An 18475-nucleotide genomic window follows, 5' to 3' on the forward strand; every position below is an offset into this window, starting at 1 on the left:
CCGATGAACACCATTTTTGAAAATTAATGATACAATAGGTTAATTACAGAAATCAATATAAAATAAATTTTTGAATCCCACGATTAAGGAGAATTATGATTCAGACGCTTACTAAACCTATCTCCTTTGATGAATTTGTGGTCTGGTATCCAGAAAATACAACCTGCAACTATGAACTACACAATGGAAGAATTGTAGAAATGCCTTTAGGAACGGGTGCTCACTCTAATATTACAGGATTTATCAGCTTAAAACTAGGGGTTCAAATTGACCGTTACGATTTCCCTTACTCGATTCCGGGAGATTGTTTGCTGAAACCGTTGGATGATGAGTCTGGTTATCTGCCAGATGTAATTGTGTTAGATAAAGGGGAGTTAAGCAAAGAATCCCGTTGGCAGAAAGAGTCTATTATTGCGTTGGGGAGTTCGGTGCGGTTAGTGGTGGAAGTTGTTAGCACAAACTGGCAGAATGATTATTTGAGAAAGGTGGGAGATTATGAGTTAATGGGAATACCAGAGTATTGGATTGTGGATTATTTGGGATTGGGGGGACGGCGTTTTGTTGGTGATCCTAAATCGCCGACGCTTTCGGTTTATTATATGGTTAATGGGGAGTATGAGGTCAAGCAATTTCGTGATGATCAAAGAGTTGAGTCTTTGGCTTTTCCTGAGTTGGAGTTAACAGTTAAACAGATTTTTGATAATTGACTGTCTTTTTCGTAGGGATGGTAGGCTGTCTTCAATATTTCCTGAACATTGTCCTTTTAAAGCTGATCAATTGTTGGATTATGATTTTTTACTCTAGCTAGGGGTTTTTAATTCTCTTGATCATTTCTCTCTAAATCATCAGACAATTGCTCAATAAATCGATTGATATCTGCTTCAAGATAGGGCATTAATTTTAGAGCTTTATCTAAATTAGCTTGCAACTGATCATGGATTAATCTGTTCGACAGCAACATCAATATCTGATTGATCATGAAATCGGTTAGACTCAGTTACAGAACCAAAAATATAAGCTTGTTCAATTCCATATTTAGCCCCAAATTCTTCTAACCATTCTAACGTTTTATTTAACAAAAATTGTCGTTCTTTTTCTAGTCTAAAACGCTTATTTGATAAAATTTCATCTAATTTAGCTGTATTAAAAGGAGTTTTGCTCATAATAGATGGGTTTAAAATTAACTATTCTAACACAATTGACGAATAAAGTCTTGATGCTCAAGACTTTCTATTCCTTCCTGTAATTTTTTTAATACCTCAGCCAAATTCCCTTCTAAAAGCGATCGCATCTCCAACCATAAACCAGGAAATACTTGACTTTTAATCACCCCATTTTTATCGGTTTCTAAAGCAATATATTCCCCTTCCTGAAGTTTCCACCAACAAATTTGGCGTTCATAAACCTGCCATACTAAATATTCTTTTACACCATTGCGTTGATAAGCTCTTTTCTTATCATAAAGATCATAAGCCACACTACTGGCTGCAATTTCTACAATTAATTCTGGAGATCCTTCAATATAATCATCTTCACTAATATGGCATTGTCCTCCTAAATTGGGGTTAATAAATAAAATAGCATCGGGTTGGGGTTCGTTTTCTCCATCGAGTCGAACAGTTGTATTATCGGCGGCTAAAACCCCAGGAGTTGCTGCATAATAAACCCCTAACCAGGTATTAATTTGAGCATGGGGTTCTCCATGACTACGAAAACGTAATGGGGAAGCCATATAAACTACTCCTTCAATTAATTCTGCTTTTTGATGATTTGGCATAGCTTGGTAACGCCGTTCAAATTCTGGACGAGTTAAGCGATCGCCATTTTCTAATGGAAGAATTGTCGTTTTTAAGGGTGTATAATTAGGCATAATTTTATTGTTTTAATTGTTTTGGATTAATAGGGAAGCCCTGAAGGGCTTACTACCATCATTCTAACAACATCTGGCATTTTATATTGTGCCTTCCATCCCAACTTCTGTTCTGCCTTAGTGGGATTTCCTCGACCTACCGCAATATCCGTAGGTCGTAATAAATTACTATCAGATTCTACATAATCTTGCCAATTTAACCCCACACAACTAAACGCCACTTCGACAAATTTTTCTAATGAATAAGTTTCCCCGGTTGCAATCACATAATCATCGGGTTCTTGCTGTTGCAACATTAAATACATGGCTTCTACATATTCCGGTGCCCAACCCCAATCTCGTTGAATAGAAATATCCCCTAAATACAGTTTTTGTTGTTTTCCGGCTGCAATATCAATCGCTGCTTTAATAATTTTTTGGGTAACAAATCGTTCAGGACGCAGGGGTGATTCATGGTTAAATAAAATACCCGAACAGGCAAATAAACCATAAGCTTCTCGATAGTTTGCAACTTCCCAAAAAGCGGTAGCTTTGGCAACAGCATAAGGACTTCGGGGACGAAAAGGAGTATTTTCATCAGCAGGAAGTCCTTTAGTATCTCCAAAACATTCACTAGAACTAGCGTTATAAAGTTTAATTTTGGCTTTGGTAAATCGAATCGCCTCTAATAAATTTAAAGTTCCAATTGCCATACTTTCTAACGTTTCTACAGGTTGTTCAAAGGATAACCCGACTGAACTTTGACCTGCTAAATTATAGACTTCATCCGGTTGAATTTTGGTCAGGATTTGTAATACACTTCTAAAATCCGTCAGACTCATGGACTCTAATTTAATTTTTTCTCGAATTCCTAGAGAAGATAAATTTCTAAAGGAAGACATTTGAGCATCCCGTGATGTGCCACAAACGGAATAACCTTTTTTTAATAAAAGATCCGCTAAATAAGCACCATCTTGTCCCGATACGCCACAAATTAATGCTGTTTTCATAACTAATTTACAATTTTATGTTTATAGTTTGATCCCCCTAAATCTTAATAAACGGGGATTTTGAACTTGACTATCCCTCCCTAATCAAGGGGATGTGTGGAATAGGCATCTTGCCTGTTAAAATTATAAAATTCAATTATTCAATTTGATCAGGATCAATCCCCCCAGCCCGTAGTAATTCGACTAAACGATTAGCTTTTTGTTCTGCTTTGTCTGCCCGTTGGCGTTCAGTTTCTGCCCGTTGGCGTTCAGTTTCTGCATTTTCTTGGGCTGTTTTTTCTCGTTCTTGACTATTAGGCAATAGTTCCCCTTCTAAGGTTGCCCAGCGTAACCAAACAGTATTAATATTATAAAATATTCCTGACCAGCGAACTAATTTCAAGCCTAATTTCTGGCTTTCTAACTGTCCTTTAGTATCTAGTTCTAGGGGTTGATAATCACCTCCGTCTAAACGAAATCCTTGCCAATCTTCAGGATTAAATGGATCATACCAAAAATATTCGGTGACTCGCATTTGATTTTGATAAATTAATTTTTTCTCGTTTTTATCCCGTTGTGCGGTACTTTCAGAAAGTAGTTCAATGACTATATCTGGCCCTTTTCCTTCTTCCCAAATCACCCAGCTTTTTCGTTCTTTACGAGGAACATCTAAAACAATAAAAACATCTGGCCCTCGAAAGTCTTGATTGCGAACTTGGGCGAGACTATAGTAAACAAACATATTCCCCCCAATATAAATATCTTGATGTTGTAAAGCATGACTAAGGGGTTCTATTAATAAGTCCATTTGCAGTTTATGGCGTGCTGTTTCCATCGGAATTCCATCATCACAGGGGAGTTGATCTTGGGTAGGAGGCAGTTCAATTTCTGGAATATCTAATAGGATTTGAGTAGGATTTGACATAGCTTAAAGTGGATTTATGTATGGGGTTTTCATCTTAATATAACATTTTTTCAGGAAGGGATAGGATGGCTAACTAAGAACGAATACCGAGGAGGGTTGCCATCAGGTATTTCCATTGAGAAGATTGGGTTAGGGTTAAGGTGTTTAAGGGTTGATTTTTATAGGTTGATAGTCTGATAAAATCCTCGACCCAATCTAATAGGGTTTCGGTAATAAATTCCGAAGTTGAAAACTTTAAGGACGCTTGGAGGTATTTTAACATATCGGTTTGATTATTTTGGGTATATGCAAACCAAGCATTCCACAGACAGGAAGCATAATTTAACTGTTGATTTAATTGTTTAATCCCGTTTTTGATTTGGGGCTGATTAGCAAAGTCAGAATCAAACTCTGCTTCTAGGGCTTGTTTGATAATAGTTAGGGTTTGTTTTAACATCCGGTCTTCTTTAAACAGTTCTTCCGCCCGTTGTTTAGATGCTACACCCATTTTAGATAATAATAGAGGATTAACAGCTAATTCTTGCAGGGCTTGAACAAGATCAGTTACCGTTTTTTGAGGATCAATATTAGGATTAGTTAACAGTTTTCCGGTCTCTCCTAATCCTTCGGGAATACCCCCCGCAGCCGAGGCAATAATGGGTAATCCTTTTGCCATTGCTTCCATAATGGCAAAGGATGGGGCGGCTTCGGCTAAGGAGGTTAATACAAAGATATCACAGGCATCTAACCAGTCGGGAATATCCCACCGTTGTCCTAAAAATATAACGCGATCGCTAACACCTAAATGCTCAACTTTTTCTTTTAATTCCGGTTCTAAATTGTGATCACTTCCTTCTCCTGTTCCTGCCCAAACAAAGTATAATTTTTCCCAGATAGAAGTGTGTTTTAATTGGGCGATCGCTTCTAATTGAAACCGATGTCCTTTAATGGGTGCTAACCTTGCCGTTGTTAAACACATAATCCCATCTTCAGGAATCCCTATTTCTTGCCGCAACCGTTGACGATTTGCTAAATTAGGAGGGGCAAAATATTTTTCTGATCGTCCATAATATACCACATTTCCTTTATCTTTGGGTAAGCCAAATTTCTCTTGTAAAATGTTAAGATGTTCATAGGCTGCGGTATTAAAAGTCCGAGCTAATCCATATTGATATAAGACTCCTTTGGCATAGGGAACATTATCTCCCATAGTAAAATCAATGTGTTCTGGCATGGCTAATCCTATCGCCATCATATAGGGAATATTCTGTTGAATTGCCACTTGTTTAGCGGCAAAATGGGAGTAAGGCCAGCCATCACTAAAAATAATAAAATCGGGCTTTATTTCCTGATAAAGGGTTTCTGCATCTTGGGTATTTCTGAGAATTCTTGGTAAATCTTTACTGGTACTATAGTCTAACCAATATTGCTGAATTCCTAACTCTTTTTCTTCCTCAACTAAGGGGTTATAATGTTGGGGTCTAACGGCTGTTACTCGATAACCTAATTTTGCTAATTCACATAAAATCAAATGATCATATTGTGCTAAACCTCCAATACCGGGATCATCAGTATTCATTAACATAATATGAGGTTTATTAGTGGCGGGTGTTAATTGAGGTTTAGATTCGGTGCTGAGTTTTGGATTCATAATTTTATTTAAAACGGATTGCCATTCCTGAGATTTAATTAAAGCATAAGTATCGATAGTTTCTCCATAGTCTGCTGCAATATTTTGAAACGCATCAAGCCATTGAGAGATGGTTTCCGTTAGAGGAGAAAAAGTATATTTTATAGAGTTTTCTAAACAAGATATCATTAAATCAGGATAAGCATCTCGATACATTCGCCAAGCTAACCAAACCCAGCGTTCATAACTTTCTTTTCGGCGTAAGCGACGAATTTGATCAGGAAGATTGGGATGATTAAAAAATTGATTCATAACAATTTCAGTATTTTCAATAACTTTTAATCCTCCTGACATTAAGTTATGATCATGTTGACGATAACAGGCATGAATTTCTTTAAACCAAACGGTTTTACATCCCATTAAAGAAAGGCGTAAAACAAAATCCAAGTCTTCTGTAGGAGGATAACGATGATCAAATCCTCCAACTTTTTCCCACCATTCTCGCCGCAAAATCATAGCACTCGGACGCACACACTTATGTAAAACCCAAGTTTCTAAATTTAATTCCGGTGCGTTTCCCCAAGGCGTAATGACACTCACTCCGATGCCTTTTTGATTAACAATACACCAGCCACTTTGAACTAAATCAATAGTCGGATCATGATCAAAAGTAGCAACCTGTTCCGCTAATTTTTGAGGTAAAAAAAAGTCATCTCCATCTAAAAAAGCCAAAAATTCTCCTTGAGCAATTTCACAACCATGATTTCTGGCTTTTGCGGCTCCTTGATTGTTTTGATAGATATATTTAATTACAGACAAAAAAGGTTTTAAAATTTGTTGAGTTTTATCCTGAGATCCATCATCAATAACAATAACTTCATAATTTGTATAGGTTTGTTCCAGAACACTCTTAACACATTGTTCAATATATTGAGCACAGTTATAGGTTGGAATAATAACACTAACCCTAGGTTTAGTTTGAGGAATTATTTTAGAAATTAATTGTTTCCAATCTTGTAAATTATAGAAATTTTCGAGTTCCAGTTCATACCCATAAGCCAGACAATACCCCATGAACCGATGTACCCAATCGGAAATGGTAATAGCGATAGTATAAGGAGTGTAGGACAAAGATTTTTGTAGAAATTCAGCCATTTGCTGAGGATGATGGGTATGATATAAATGCCATGCCATCCAAGTTAAGGATTCATATCGAGTTAGTTTTTCTAGTTGACGAATTTCATCGGGTAAATTAGGCTGACCAAAAAAATGATCTTGAACAGCTATCATTAAATTGGCTCGTTCTTTAGCTTTTGTATTAGAAACTGTTTCTTGATGTTGTCGATAATTAACAGTAATTTCAGTTAACCAAATTGCTGAATATCCACGCAATGCTAAACGCCAAATAAAATCAACGTCATCCACACCGTTAAACCGAGAATCAAATCCCCCTATTTTCTGCCAAGTATCTCGCCTAAACATCAATGCGCTGGGTAAAATGGGGGTTCTAGTTACCCAAGTTTCTAAGGTTAAATTCGGTAAATTATGCCAAGGTTCAATATCAGAAATTCTATTATTATTTTCATCGATTAAACGCCAACCACTATTAACAATTGCTACATCAGGGTTGGCCTGAAAACAAGCAACTTGATGGGCTAATTTTTCTGGCCAAAACATATCATCTTGATCCAGTAATGCAATAAATTCTCCTCTAGCTTCCTGAATTCCTCGATTTCTAGCGGCTGCAACTCCTTGATTAGGTTGAAAAATGTAACGAATTAGAGATTGATTCTGATATTTTTCGATGTAATGTTGTATAATTTGATGGGTATTATCTGTTGAACCATCATCAACGATAATAATCTCATAGCTGGAGTAGGTTTGACTCAATACACTATCAATGGCTTGGCTCATGTAGCGATCGCCATTGTAAACCGGAATAATAACGCTAATTCGAGGAGATGAACTCAACATAAATTTAAAGTTTTAGCTTATCAACCTGTTATTATAAGTCTTATTGAGATCGATGATCAGTAGTTTAAAGAAAGTAAATTGAGGAACAATGACAAAACAGAAGCCATCAGGACAACATGATAATTTTGGAAAACCGCCTAAATCTGTGATGTTACCCAATTTAGGCGGTAAAAATATGCAGACCCTAAAACCCGTTAAATGGACTCCAATTAAACTGATTTTATTCTTAATCTTTGTATTCGGGCCCTACGGTGCTTTATTATATGTGGCTAGTGGGATTTCTCAAGTTTTATTGATCTATTTGCTGGCGATTCCCACAATTGCTGGTTTGATGTTTTATATCGTGTACCGATTAACAAAAGATTAAATTTAATCCCTTTTATATTGAATCATGTTTGATCGTTACTCCACTGTCAACTCAGAAATTTCTGGATCAGATTTATATCAACAAGCTGAAATCTATCACCAACAAGAAAACTGGGAAGATGCGATCGCACTTTACCAAAAAACTATCGAGCTCGATCCCAACTTTTCTTGGGCTTATCATCAACTCGGAGATATTTTTTCTAAACAAAGTAAATGGGGGGAAGCTATTATTGTTTACTGTCAAGCCATTGAACTCAACCCGAATTTTTCTTGGTCTTATCATAACTTAGGAACAGCTTTACTTCAACAAAAACAATGGGAACAGGCGATTTTAGCTTATTCTAAAGCTATTGATCTCAATCCAGAGTTTTGTTGGTCTTATTATTATTTAGGAGAAGCTTTATATCAACAACAAAATCAACAAGAAGCGGTTTTTGCTTATTTCAACGCTTGGAAACAAAATCCCGATTTATTAGCAAGTTTAAATCGAATTGGAGAAGTTATTCAAGACCAAATTCAAGCGGGATCAGATGCAGTTATTGATGACTATTATTCAAAATTGAATCAACCTTCTGAGTTATCTCAATGGCAGCATTTTTTACCGACTGATTTTGAGCTTTATGTAAAAGTAGCCAAATATTTAGCTGAAAATAATTATGAGGATGGCGCTATTATTTTTTATCGAATTGCTTTATATCTCCAACCTGATCATTTAGAGCTTGCTCAACAGTTAGAAGCCATTTTAGAGCAAAAAACAGCTTTAGAAAGAGTAGCGAATGAATGTCGTTTGGCTATTCAACAAAACCCGAATGATCCCGAATCTTATTACAATTTAGGGATGGCTTTATCTCATCAGCAGCAAAGAAATGAAGCCGTTAATGCCTATCTTAAATTTTTACAGCTTAAACCCGATCTTTTCCTCTGGAATTATCAAATAGTTGTAGAGTTAATTGATCAAAATAACTCTCTAAATACAGCCATTAATATTTACCACAAAGCAATTGCTAAAAATACTGACTCCTGTATTCTTTACTTAAATTTAGCGGTATTACTAACTCAAAAGGGTGATTTATCAGCAGCCATTGAATATAATTATATTGCAGGTCAAAAAATTATTCCGCAATTTCGTCCCAAATGGCAGCTTATTAGAGATACTTTAAAACCCGTTAATCATCTGGATTTTTTAATTATTGGAAGCCAAAAAGGGGGAACAACTTCTTTAAACTATTATCTATCTGAACATCCAAACGTGATTTCATCCATGATTAAAGAAATGCCGTTTTGGTCAAATCAAGTTCATCGAGGTTTAGAATGGTATTTTTCTCATTTTCCTCCCATTCCTCAAGATTATAAGTGTTTAGTGGGAGAAGCAAACCCCATTAACTTTAATTCTCCAGAAGTCGCTAAAAATTTAGTACAATTTTTCCCCAAAGTAAAATTAATTCTTCTGTTAAGAAATCCGATTGATCGAGCTATTTCTCACTATTATCATTGGGTTAGTTTAAAATGGGAACACCGTTCTTTTGAAGAGGTAGTTCGCCAGGAGATAGAACAATTGCAGGATCAAACGATTGATTTTTGGACAAAACTCAACCAATCTCAATTTCAAGGATATCTCGCCAAAGGATTCTATATTCATTTCTTAAAAAAATGGATGGAAATCTTTCCCAAAGAACAGTTTTTAATTTTAAAAAGTGAAGACTTTTATGCAAATCCTGATCAGGGAACAACACAAGTTCTTCAATTTTTAGGTTTACCTGAATATCATTTACAAAAATATCCTCAATATAATACCAGACCTTATTCCCCCATTTCCCAATCAACACGCGCCTTACTCCAGAATTATTTTCAACCTTATAATCAGCAGTTAGAGGAGTTTTTGGGAATGAAGTTGAACTGGAATTAGATTAAAGTTATGTTGTGATCTGTGTAGCTAAATCTATATAAAAACCTATTTCAAATTAATTGTTTATTCTATAATTATGACCCAATCAGAAATTATCAAAAAAGCTGAAATTTATATTAAACAAGGCCAATTAGATGAAGCAATTAATATTTGTAAAATTGCTTTGAAAAACAATGAAGAATTGGGCGATGCTTATCGATTAATGGGAATTGTAATGCAGTTAAAAGGTAACTACCAGCAAGCTGAAAATTATTATCAACAAGTTTTAGTATTACAACCTAATCAAGCAGAAATATATGCCAATCTAGGTATAATTTATGCGGAGAAGCAAAAGTGGAAATCCGCTACAGATTATTATCAAATGGCAATAAAAATTAATCCTAATAATACAAAATTTTATAGAGATTTAGCCAATATTTTTACGACAACCAATCAAACGGAACTCGCCAACGAATGTCAATATCAAATTTTAATTAGAGAACCTGATAAAATTAAACCGGAAGACCAGTTTAATTTAGGAAATAAATTTTTAGACAATGGCAAAATTGATCAAGCAATTGTTTGCTATCGTTACGCCATTCAATTTAATCCTACCTTTTATCATCCTTACTGTCAATTAGGGTTGGCTTTAAGTCAAAAAGAACATTTTAAAGAAGCAATTTTAGCCTATCAAAAGGCCATAGAATTAAATCCTGATTTTAGCTGGTCGTATCAAGGTTTAGGAGAAAATTTAAGTAAGCTACAACGCTTTAAAGAAGCAATTTTAGCCTATCAAAAAGCCATAGAATTAAATCCTGATTTTAGCTGGTCGTATCAAGGTTTAGGAGAAAATTTAAGTAAGCTACAACGCTTTGAAGAAGCAATTTTAGCCTATCAAAAAGCCATAGAATTAAATCCTGATTTTAGCTGGTCGTATTATGGTTTAGGGGAAGCTTACCAATCGGTTAAACAGGAAAAAAAAGCAGTTTCTACTTATCGTCATTTTATTGCTATTAATCCTAATATTGCAGCAGCTTATTTTAATTTAGGAATAGTTTTAAAAGAATTGAAACAATGGGAAGAAGCGTACATTGCTTTTAGTAATTGTCTAAACATTAATCCTGATTATCCTGACTTAAATTTAAACTTAGTAGAAGTGCATTCTAATTTAGGAAATTGGGAAGAAGCAATTTCTTATTTATTGCAATGGTTAAAACGACACTCAGACGATTTTGATAGTTATGTTAAATTGGGTTTAATTTTAGAAAAAATGGGTCGAACGTTAGATGGAGATGGATGTAAATATTTGCAAATTATCCCTTTTGATGTACTTAAAAAACACTTGAATTTATCCCCTGATTTACTAATAAATATTCAGGATTATCCTCTGGCTCAAAAAATATCGATTTATCCTCAAAGTTTGGTAATTTTTAATCCTCCAAACGGAATATTGGGTGAACCTAATTTTAGGTTGTTTCCTAACTCTATGCTATCCCCAGAAGCGTTTGTTGCAGTGATCCCTAATGGACGAGTATGGGGAGATGCTTTAACATCTGCTGTCATGACTTCAGAACACCAGTTAATTAAGGATTTATCAACAGGTTGTAGTGAGTTAGTAATTAGTCGTGAGCAATTACCAGAGCCTTTAGAATTAGAAGGAAATGTAGCTTTTTTATCAGCGCAATTCGGATTAATTTATTACCATTGGATGTTTGATATTATAGCCCGTTTGCATTTATTAGAGAAAGCTGATTTTGATTTTAATAAAATTGATTGGTTTGTCGTTAACCGTCACCAATCTCCTTATGAAAAAGAAATGCTAAAGCTGTTGAATATTCCTGAACATAAAGTCATTGATAACTGTATTTATCCCTCAGTAAAAGGTTCAGTATTATTAGTTCCATCTTTTGTTCAGTGGAGTTATTTAAAATCCTCAAAATGGGGAGTAAATTTTATTAGGAATAAATTTCTTTTTTCTGGTATTAATACAAATAATTATCCTCAGCGAATTTATATAAGCCGCGAAAATGCTAACTGCCGAAAAGTCATGAATGAGTCGGAATTTTTACCCTTTTTAGAAACATTAGGTTTTCAAACAGTGTGTTTAGAACATTTACCTTTTCAAGAACAAGTTGGTTATTTTGCTAATGCAGAAATTATTATTGCACCCCATGGATCAGGATTAACTAATTTAATCTTTTGTCGTCCTAATACAAAGGTGATTGAATTTTTATTTCCTCAATGGGAGACTTCTTATTATTGGCAACTTTGCAATATAGTTAGCTGTGAATATTACTGTTGTGTCGGAGAACCTGTGGATGAGGTCGAATTAAATTCTATTCCCATTTTTGACAATATAAAAGTTAAGCCTTATAATATTATTAAACTTTTAAAAATGGCAAAGGTTATTGAATAATAATGAGCTATTTTAACGATAATAATACCAGAAAAGATTTACAAACAGCAGAATCTTATTTAATTTCTGCAAATCATTATTTAGAACAGGGAACCCCTGAACTAGCTTTATCTTTCTATAATCAAGCCCTTGAATTAAATCCTGACAATGACCAGATTTATTATAAATTAGGTCAAGCTTTAATGCAGTTAAAACGTTATGAAGATGCCATAAATGCTTATTCTAAATCTATTCAAATTAATCCTAATTTTCCTTGGTCTTACAATAGTTTAGGAGAAGTATTAATTAAATTAGAACGCTGGGAAGAAGCGATCGCAGCCTATAGCCAATTTATTAAATTTAATCCTAATTTTTGTTGGGCTTATTTTGGTCTAGGGGAAGCTTTTTTTAACTTAAACCAGATAGAAAAAACCATTGATTATTATAAAAGAGCAATTGACATTGAGCCTATAAATTGTTGGATTTATATTAAATTAGGAGATGCTTTCTTTAAATTAAAACAACAAGAAAATGCAATTAAATTTTATTCTCAAGCCATTCAGCTTAATCCAAATATAGATTGGTTTTATGGAAAGTTAGCAGAAGTTTTTTTATCTCAGAATCAGTTAGAAAATGCAATTCAAGCCTACCAAAATGCCATAAATATAAATCCGCAAAGCGGGTATTATATCGCCATTGGTAAAATTTTAAGTCAACAGAAACTATGGGATCTTGCTTTAGATTATTTAATTAAAGGATTACAATTACAGCCAGATTATCATGAAGCATATTATTGTATTTCTACTATTTTTAAACAAAATAATCAACCATTAGATGCTATTCTTTGTGAGGTTCATCATCAATTACCAATTCCTTTAATTCAAAAAGTATTTAATTTATCAGATGATGATTTTATTACGACTCCTACAGAAAACAATTTAACTAAAATCCAAGTTTATCTACCTAGTAATATCAAACTTACTCCCCCTAAATTAATCGCAGGAAGTCTCAACCCTCATTTTCAATTAACCTCAATTCATTTCCCGGAAGCCTTTGTTTATAGTCTCCCTCAAGGCCAAGTTTGGGCGGATACATTAACCAGTGCTGTTTTCAATTCAGAGAATCAATTAATCACAGATTTATCCACCGGAAGTGCGGCTTTATTAGTTAATTCTCCTCATTTTATTGCATCACAAAATATCGGTGGAACAGTGGCATTTTTATCAATAAAATGGGGTGAAAATTATTACCACTGGATGTTTGATATTATTGCTAGATTTGATTTATTATTACAACATTTTTTAATTAAAGAAGTCGATTATTTTGTTGTGAATCGATACCAATTAAACTATGAATATGAGACATTGCAACTATTAAAGATTCCCCCAGAAAAAATTATTGAAAGTTGCAAAAATCCAGCTTTAAAAGCAGATAAAATTTTAATTCCTTCCTATTCTCATGCAACGTCCAGAACCCCTCAATGGGCTTGTAATTTCTTGAAAAATTTGTGTCTCAATTCTCAAGAAAAATTAGAATTACTGCCCTTAGAAAGAGTTTATTTAAGTCGAAGTCTGGCATCCTATCGTCAAGTCGATAATGAAGCAGAAGTCATCTTATTTTTACAGCAATTTGGGTTTACCGCCTTGAATTTAGAAACTTTATCAGTTAGACAACAAGCCTATTATATGGCAAATACTAAAGTCATTATTTCTCCTCATGGAGCCGCCTTAACCAATTTAGTTTTTTGTTCCCCAGGAACTCAGGTTATTGAGTTCTTAATGCCACATTGGACGCTATCTTGTTATTGGGAATTAAGTAATATTGTGGGTTGTGATTATTACTGTTTATTTTGTGAAGCAGCGAATACCCATTGTTCTCCTACGGATGGATCTCAAAATATTAAGGTCAATTTGGATTCTCTTTTAAAATTAATGCAATGGGCTAGAATTGTTTAGGGATAGCACTTAATTTTCATGCTTTTGGGAGATTTAACTCATAACCAACTAATATAAAATAACCAGAATAAGGTTAAAAGAGTCAAAAATTATGATTAAATCTTGGATGGTAATTGGAGGAGTAGCTTTTCTCGTCGCCTTAGCCAGTAATACCCTTTTGACCCCTAATGACATCCGATGGTTTAATCGTTTAACTCGTCCGGGTTGGTTAACCTTTGAAAAAGCAATTCCCTTAATTTGGACAATTGTTTTTATTGGGGGGGCTTGGTCAGCAATTTTAGTTTGGGAAGCCGAACCCCAAACGCCTCAAACTTGGGTGTTAATGGGGTTTTATCTATTAGTAGAATTAGTGATTTTGTCCTATACCCCTGTGATGTGTAAAACGAAAAGTTTACGAGTTGGAACCCTTTTAGGGGGAACCGGTTTTATTTTAGGCTTAATGTTGATAATTAGTGTTTGGCCAATTTCTCAGACCGCAGCCTTTTTACTGCTTCCTTTTGTTTTGTGGAGTCCCATTGGAACCTACACCACCTGGGCGATGATCCCCCTAAATCCCGCAGACGCTTAAAACAGCAACAACCACCGATTATTACTGGAATAAAAGGTGGCTGTTCAGCAATTAGGGATAAAGATTATAAGGTTAGGGTACGACGTTTCGTGGTCATCCGATACGCTTCAATGATATCGCCCATGTTCCAGTCGTTGAAATTATCCAAGGCAATACCACATTCATAACCAGCATTGACTTCCTTAGCATCTTCTTTCATCCGTTTCAAGGAGTCAAGAGCGCCTTCATGAACAATTTCGCCTTTACGACGGACTCGGACTTTACAGTTACGGATGACTTTACCCGACAGGACATAACAACCCGCCACGGTACTGCGTCCGACGGGGAAAATTGCCCGAACTTCCACTTGACCCAGAGCTTCTTCCACCAGTTCCGGTTCTAATAACCCTTCCATCGCCGCTTGAACATCATCTAAGAGGTTGTAAATGATGTTGTAATCGCGGATATCCACCCCAGCGCGATCAGCGGCTTGCCGTGCGCCATGAGCCAAGGTGGTATTAAATCCGAGTAAGACGGCATCACTAGCGGCGGCTAAGTCAATATCCGTTTCCGTAATTTCACCCGGTGCGGCTAAGAGCAGTTGCAGTTCAACTTCTTTCTGAGGCAGTTTTTTCAAGGCATTGACAATGGCTTCTACTGAACCTTGAACGTCTGCCTTCAGGATTAAGTTTAGTTCCTTCAAATCACCTTCTTGAGCACGAGCCGAGAATTCACTCAGACTGATCCGGCCTTTGGTTAAGCGAGTTTGTCGTTTTGTCTCAGCCCGTGATGTCGCCAGAGCCGAAGCTTCTTTCTCGTTCTCAAACACATCGAATTCATCACCCGCCGCAGGAACATCCCGCAGCCCTAAGACTTCAACCGCAAAGGAAGGACTGGCTTCGTCTACGCGATCGCCTCGATCATCCACCATCGCCCGGACTTTACCCAGCACCGAACCCGCAACAACGATATCTCCGACCCGCAGAGTTCCGTTTTGGACTAATAAAGTTGCCACAGGGCCACGAGATTTGTCCAGGTGAGCTTCAATAATGGTTCCCTTCGCGGCTCGGTTGGGGTTGGCATACAGATCTTCAACCTCAGCCACTAACAAAATCATCTCTAACAAGGTATCGAGATTTTCACCTTTGATGGCACTGACGGGAACCATAATGGTGTCACCGCCCCATTCTTCAGGAACCAGCGAAAATTCCGTTAACTCCTGTTTCACCCGATCCGGCTGGGCACCTTCTTTATCAATTTTGTTAATGGCAATGATCATCGGGACTCCCGCCGCCTTAGCATGGCTAATGGCTTCAATGGTTTGAGGTTGAACCCCATCATCGGCAGCCACCACCAGAATTGCCACGTCCGTCACCCGCGCACCCCTGGCCCGCATCGCGGTAAAGGCTTCGTGACCCGGAGTATCCAGGAAGACCACTTGCTGAGTTTTACCTTCATGTTCCACATCGACATGATAAGCTCCGATGTGTTGGGTAATGCCTCCCGCTTCCCCTTGAGCCACTTTGGTTTCGCGAATCGCATCGAGGAGGGTGGTTTTCCCGTGATCGACGTGACCCATAATCGTGACCACCGGCGGACGGCGTTGCAGATGTTCTAGGTCTTCCGCGTTGAAGATATTGTCGGGTTTAATCGCACCGGATACTTGTTCTTCCGTTTCAACTTGAACGTTTAGCTCTTGACAAATCACTAAAATTGTGTTATAGTCCAGCGTTTCTGTAATATTAACGGCAATTCCTTGGGAGAAGAGACGTTTAATAATTTCCGTTTCCGGTAAGGCTAAGGCGGTTGCTAGTTCTTGAACCGTCATTGGCCCTGGTACAATCACTTTTTCCGGGCGTTCTGCCTTCGGTTTTGCTTCTGTACGCCGCATATTTGCAGCCGAAGAACCTCCCCCCCGACTCGGAGCTTGTTTTTTCGGTTTAGCCGTTGTTGCTGCCACGTTACCTTGTCCAGGGCCGGCTTTGGGCTTCGGTGGACGGGCCAGAGATATACTCATCATGGCGTTATTGGCATTGGATAAAGATAATGCGTTGAGTTCATCATCATCGTCTTCATCCAAAGACGGTTTAGCCCGTCGTTTAGCCTTAACTTTAGCGGATTTGGCTTTACCCGTATCTACAACTTCTTCTTCCTCTTCCTCCCATTCTGGCCCTCGTTTCCCAGTTCGCGGGGGGTTCGGTCGAGTTAAGGTCACAGCAGCCCGTTTTGGCCGTTTAATTAAATCATCTGTGGCAATTAAGGGTTCCTCTTCTGCGCTTTCGGACGGTTCTGCATCGTCATCAATCGGTTGAACCGCCGATTTTCGCGCAGGAGGGGGTTGTAATTCCGGGACAGACCGGCTGGGTCTGGGAGTCCCGATCTCTTTGCGCGGTGGTTTTCTGACTTCTGAGTCTTTTTCTTTTGTTTCTGCTGAAGCCAGGGATGGAGCTTGTTGCGGTTTAGGAGTGGGTCTTTCCGGCCCGTCCGTTTTAGATTTGGGTTCAACGGATTTAGGTGCAGGTTTATTCGTTTTTAAAACGGGCTTGTTTTTAACGATAGGTGCTGTCTCTGTCGTAGCAACTGAGATAGGAACAGAAGAAACCGGAACGGGGGATGCAGGTCTAACAGGTGGAGGAGACAATTGAGGTGGTTCTGACAAATCGAGGTCAACCTCTTGAAAGCTGCTGTTCTCTTCGGCCGGAGCAGGAATGCCAATCTGTTCAGCTTGGGAAGATTCACTGGCCGTTGTTTCGGAAGATTCCGTTCCCGCTTGAGCAGGAGCATTGGGTTTCGATAACACTGGTCGATTTAACGTGGGTTTCACAGGCGCTTTTGGAGAAACAAGTGACTTAGGTGGAGTGGCAACTGACGTTGATGCAGGGGAATCCGCCGAGCCATAAACGGCTGAGACATCGGAGTTAGGCCTGATTCTTGGCTTCTGGATCTCTAAAATTTCTTGCTTTTTCTTCTCGCCCGGTGCCGTTGCTGATGATTTCCCATTGGGGTGCGATCGCTCGGATTTCCCATCAAGCTGACCTGGGTTCGGGTGAGTTGCTACATACTTTTCAATGCGTTCTTTATCAGATTCTGAAATCGTGCTACTGTGGCTTTTAACCGAAATATTCAGCCGTTCGCACACCGCTAAGATGTCCTTGTTATCCAAATTAAGTTCCCGTGATAGTTCGTAAATTCTGACTTTGGCGTTGTTCATCCACTGACCCCTCTTCGTACCAACCCATTGTTTGATGTTTACATAGTTCGATTTACTCTTACAACAGTAACCTCTACATTTTAAATAACGATATCATCTGCTCTTGTTATTTAAGTGTCAAGGATGCAGAGGATTCGTCTGCTGTGACAGTTCTTAATGTTATTTCAATTTTTGTTGAACTTGAACCCCTCAAATCTTTACAATTGTTTTTCTCAAGTTAGCAGATATAAACCTTCGGGTGAAGGAGGAGCATTGGACACATCAGCCCATTTATCCTATTCTGGTTTAACTTGAATATCCCAGTCTTCTATCTGGGGAAGTGGAACAGGCATCTTGCCTGTTAAATTCAGTGATTAAATGTGAACTTGACACCTCCTAACATCGGTTATGAACTTCAATCGGCAGTTGATTCAGAAAAATCGCCTTGACTGGTGAGTGCTTCTTAATCAGGCGTTGCTAAACGTTGCCATAGGGTTTGATACAGTTCCTCTGGCACAGAAGCCCGGAGTGCGTGTCCCAGTCGATTTTTTTTCTGAGCCACTCTTAAACAATCAGGGTTGGGGCAAAGGTAGGCTGAACGACCCATTCCTTGATCTAATTGTACCTGATGGGATGGATAGAGCCGGACAAATCGCCAGAAGGTTTCTTTGCCGGCTAACTGGCGACAAGCAACGCAACGACGTTGATTTTTCATGGGTTGACCGTTGACAGTTATCAGTTATCAGTTAACAGTTATCAGGAGTTAGATGTACCTCAAGCCTACCCCATTA

At 37.6% G+C, this 18475-nt stretch carries 13 protein-coding genes; 6 read left to right on the forward strand and 7 right to left on the reverse strand.

Annotation, left to right across the window (positions count from 1 at the left end):
• The first annotated feature begins 95 nt into the window (after positions 1-95).
• Entirely contained in the window at positions 96-707 is a 612-nt protein-coding gene (locus IQ236_RS12225) for a Uma2 family endonuclease (protein WP_193869510.1), read from the forward strand.
• A 225-nt stretch (positions 708-932) separates the two neighbouring features.
• Here the strand turns inward: IQ236_RS12225 and IQ236_RS12230 are convergent, their stop codons facing one another.
• The 5 genes from IQ236_RS12230 to IQ236_RS12250 all read right to left on the reverse strand — a co-directional run bounded on the left by IQ236_RS12230 (position 933) and on the right by IQ236_RS12250 (position 7346).
• Positions 933-1163, reverse strand: a complete 231-nt coding sequence (locus tag IQ236_RS12230) for a nucleotidyltransferase family protein (RefSeq protein WP_193869511.1) — start codon at positions 1161-1163, stop codon at positions 933-935.
• A gap of 26 nt (positions 1164-1189) precedes the next feature.
• Entirely contained in the window at positions 1190-1870 is a 681-nt protein-coding gene (locus IQ236_RS12235) for a Uma2 family endonuclease (RefSeq protein WP_193869512.1), read from the reverse strand.
• A 26-nt stretch (positions 1871-1896) separates the two neighbouring features.
• Positions 1897-2859 (reverse strand): GDP-mannose 4,6-dehydratase, encoded by a 963-nt coding sequence (locus IQ236_RS12240; RefSeq protein ID WP_193869513.1) that lies wholly within the window; start codon positions 2857-2859, stop codon positions 1897-1899.
• Positions 2860-2995: 136 nt separating this feature from the next.
• Positions 2996-3763, reverse strand: a complete 768-nt coding sequence (locus IQ236_RS12245; RefSeq protein WP_193869514.1) for a Uma2 family endonuclease — start codon at positions 3761-3763, stop codon at positions 2996-2998.
• Between the two features lie 73 nt (positions 3764-3836).
• Complete coding sequence (locus IQ236_RS12250) at positions 3837-7346, reverse strand: glycosyltransferase (protein ID WP_193869515.1); 3510 nt, start codon at positions 7344-7346, stop codon at positions 3837-3839.
• Positions 7347-7434: 88 nt separating this feature from the next.
• Here IQ236_RS12250 and IQ236_RS12255 point away from each other — a divergent pair, with 88 nt between their 5' ends.
• The 5 genes from IQ236_RS12255 to IQ236_RS12275 all read left to right on the forward strand — a co-directional run bounded on the left by IQ236_RS12255 (position 7435) and on the right by IQ236_RS12275 (position 14515).
• Positions 7435-7713 (forward strand): hypothetical protein, encoded by a 279-nt coding sequence (locus IQ236_RS12255; protein ID WP_193869516.1) that lies wholly within the window; start codon positions 7435-7437, stop codon positions 7711-7713.
• Positions 7714-7737: 24 nt separating this feature from the next.
• The gene (locus IQ236_RS12260) at positions 7738-9618 is read left to right on the forward strand and encodes a tetratricopeptide repeat protein (RefSeq protein ID WP_193869517.1); all 1881 of its coding nucleotides are present in this window, start codon (positions 7738-7740) and stop codon (positions 9616-9618) included.
• 76 nt (positions 9619-9694) lie between these two features.
• A complete protein-coding gene (locus IQ236_RS12265) occupies positions 9695-12013 on the forward strand; it encodes a tetratricopeptide repeat protein (protein ID WP_193869518.1) in 2319 nt (772 codons plus the stop codon).
• A gap of 2 nt (positions 12014-12015) precedes the next feature.
• Complete coding sequence (locus tag IQ236_RS12270; RefSeq protein ID WP_193869519.1) at positions 12016-13947, forward strand: tetratricopeptide repeat protein; 1932 nt, start codon at positions 12016-12018, stop codon at positions 13945-13947.
• A 91-nt stretch (positions 13948-14038) separates the two neighbouring features.
• Positions 14039-14515 carry a TspO/MBR family protein gene (locus IQ236_RS12275; protein WP_193869520.1) on the forward strand — a complete coding sequence of 159 codons (477 nt, stop codon included), beginning with the start codon at positions 14039-14041 and terminating at the stop codon, positions 14513-14515.
• 64 nt (positions 14516-14579) lie between these two features.
• On the opposite strand, the gene infB is transcribed toward IQ236_RS12275, so the two are convergent.
• Both infB and IQ236_RS12285 read right to left on the reverse strand, forming a co-directional pair.
• Positions 14580-17705, reverse strand: a complete 3126-nt coding sequence (infB, locus tag IQ236_RS12280; protein ID WP_193869521.1) for a translation initiation factor IF-2 — start codon at positions 17703-17705, stop codon at positions 14580-14582.
• 442 nt (positions 17706-18147) lie between these two features.
• Positions 18148-18399, reverse strand: coding sequence for a YlxR family protein (locus tag IQ236_RS12285; RefSeq protein WP_072721595.1), 252 nt, complete (start codon positions 18397-18399; stop codon positions 18148-18150).
• Between the last annotated feature and the right edge of the window lie 76 nt (positions 18400-18475).

This window comes from Planktothrix mougeotii LEGE 06226 (assembly GCF_015207485.1).
GTDB lineage: Bacteria > Cyanobacteriota > Cyanobacteriia > Cyanobacteriales > Microcoleaceae > Planktothrix.

Excerpts from the sequence above, each read along its gene's own strand:
- IQ236_RS12225 (WP_193869510.1), top strand. The coding sequence starts at position 96 with ATGATTCAGACGCTTACTAAACCTATCTCCTTTGATGAATTTGTGGTC.
- IQ236_RS12230 (WP_193869511.1), bottom strand. The coding sequence starts at position 1,163 with ATGAGCAAAACTCCTTTTAATACAGCTAAATTAGATGAAATTTTATCA.
- IQ236_RS12235 (WP_193869512.1), bottom strand. The coding sequence starts at position 1,870 with ATGCCTAATTATACACCCTTAAAAACGACAATTCTTCCATTAGAAAAT.
- IQ236_RS12240 (WP_193869513.1), bottom strand. The coding sequence starts at position 2,859 with ATGAAAACAGCATTAATTTGTGGCGTATCGGGACAAGATGGTGCTTAT.
- IQ236_RS12245 (WP_193869514.1), bottom strand. The coding sequence starts at position 3,763 with ATGTCAAATCCTACTCAAATCCTATTAGATATTCCAGAAATTGAACTG.
- IQ236_RS12250 (WP_193869515.1), bottom strand. The coding sequence starts at position 7,346 with ATGTTGAGTTCATCTCCTCGAATTAGCGTTATTATTCCGGTTTACAAT.
- IQ236_RS12255 (WP_193869516.1), top strand. The coding sequence starts at position 7,435 with ATGACAAAACAGAAGCCATCAGGACAACATGATAATTTTGGAAAACCG.
- IQ236_RS12260 (WP_193869517.1), top strand. The coding sequence starts at position 7,738 with ATGTTTGATCGTTACTCCACTGTCAACTCAGAAATTTCTGGATCAGAT.
- IQ236_RS12265 (WP_193869518.1), top strand. The coding sequence starts at position 9,695 with ATGACCCAATCAGAAATTATCAAAAAAGCTGAAATTTATATTAAACAA.
- IQ236_RS12270 (WP_193869519.1), top strand. The coding sequence starts at position 12,016 with ATGAGCTATTTTAACGATAATAATACCAGAAAAGATTTACAAACAGCA.
- IQ236_RS12275 (WP_193869520.1), top strand. The coding sequence starts at position 14,039 with ATGATTAAATCTTGGATGGTAATTGGAGGAGTAGCTTTTCTCGTCGCC.
- infB (WP_193869521.1), bottom strand. The coding sequence starts at position 17,705 with ATGAACAACGCCAAAGTCAGAATTTACGAACTATCACGGGAACTTAAT.
- IQ236_RS12285 (WP_072721595.1), bottom strand. The coding sequence starts at position 18,399 with ATGAAAAATCAACGTCGTTGCGTTGCTTGTCGCCAGTTAGCCGGCAAA.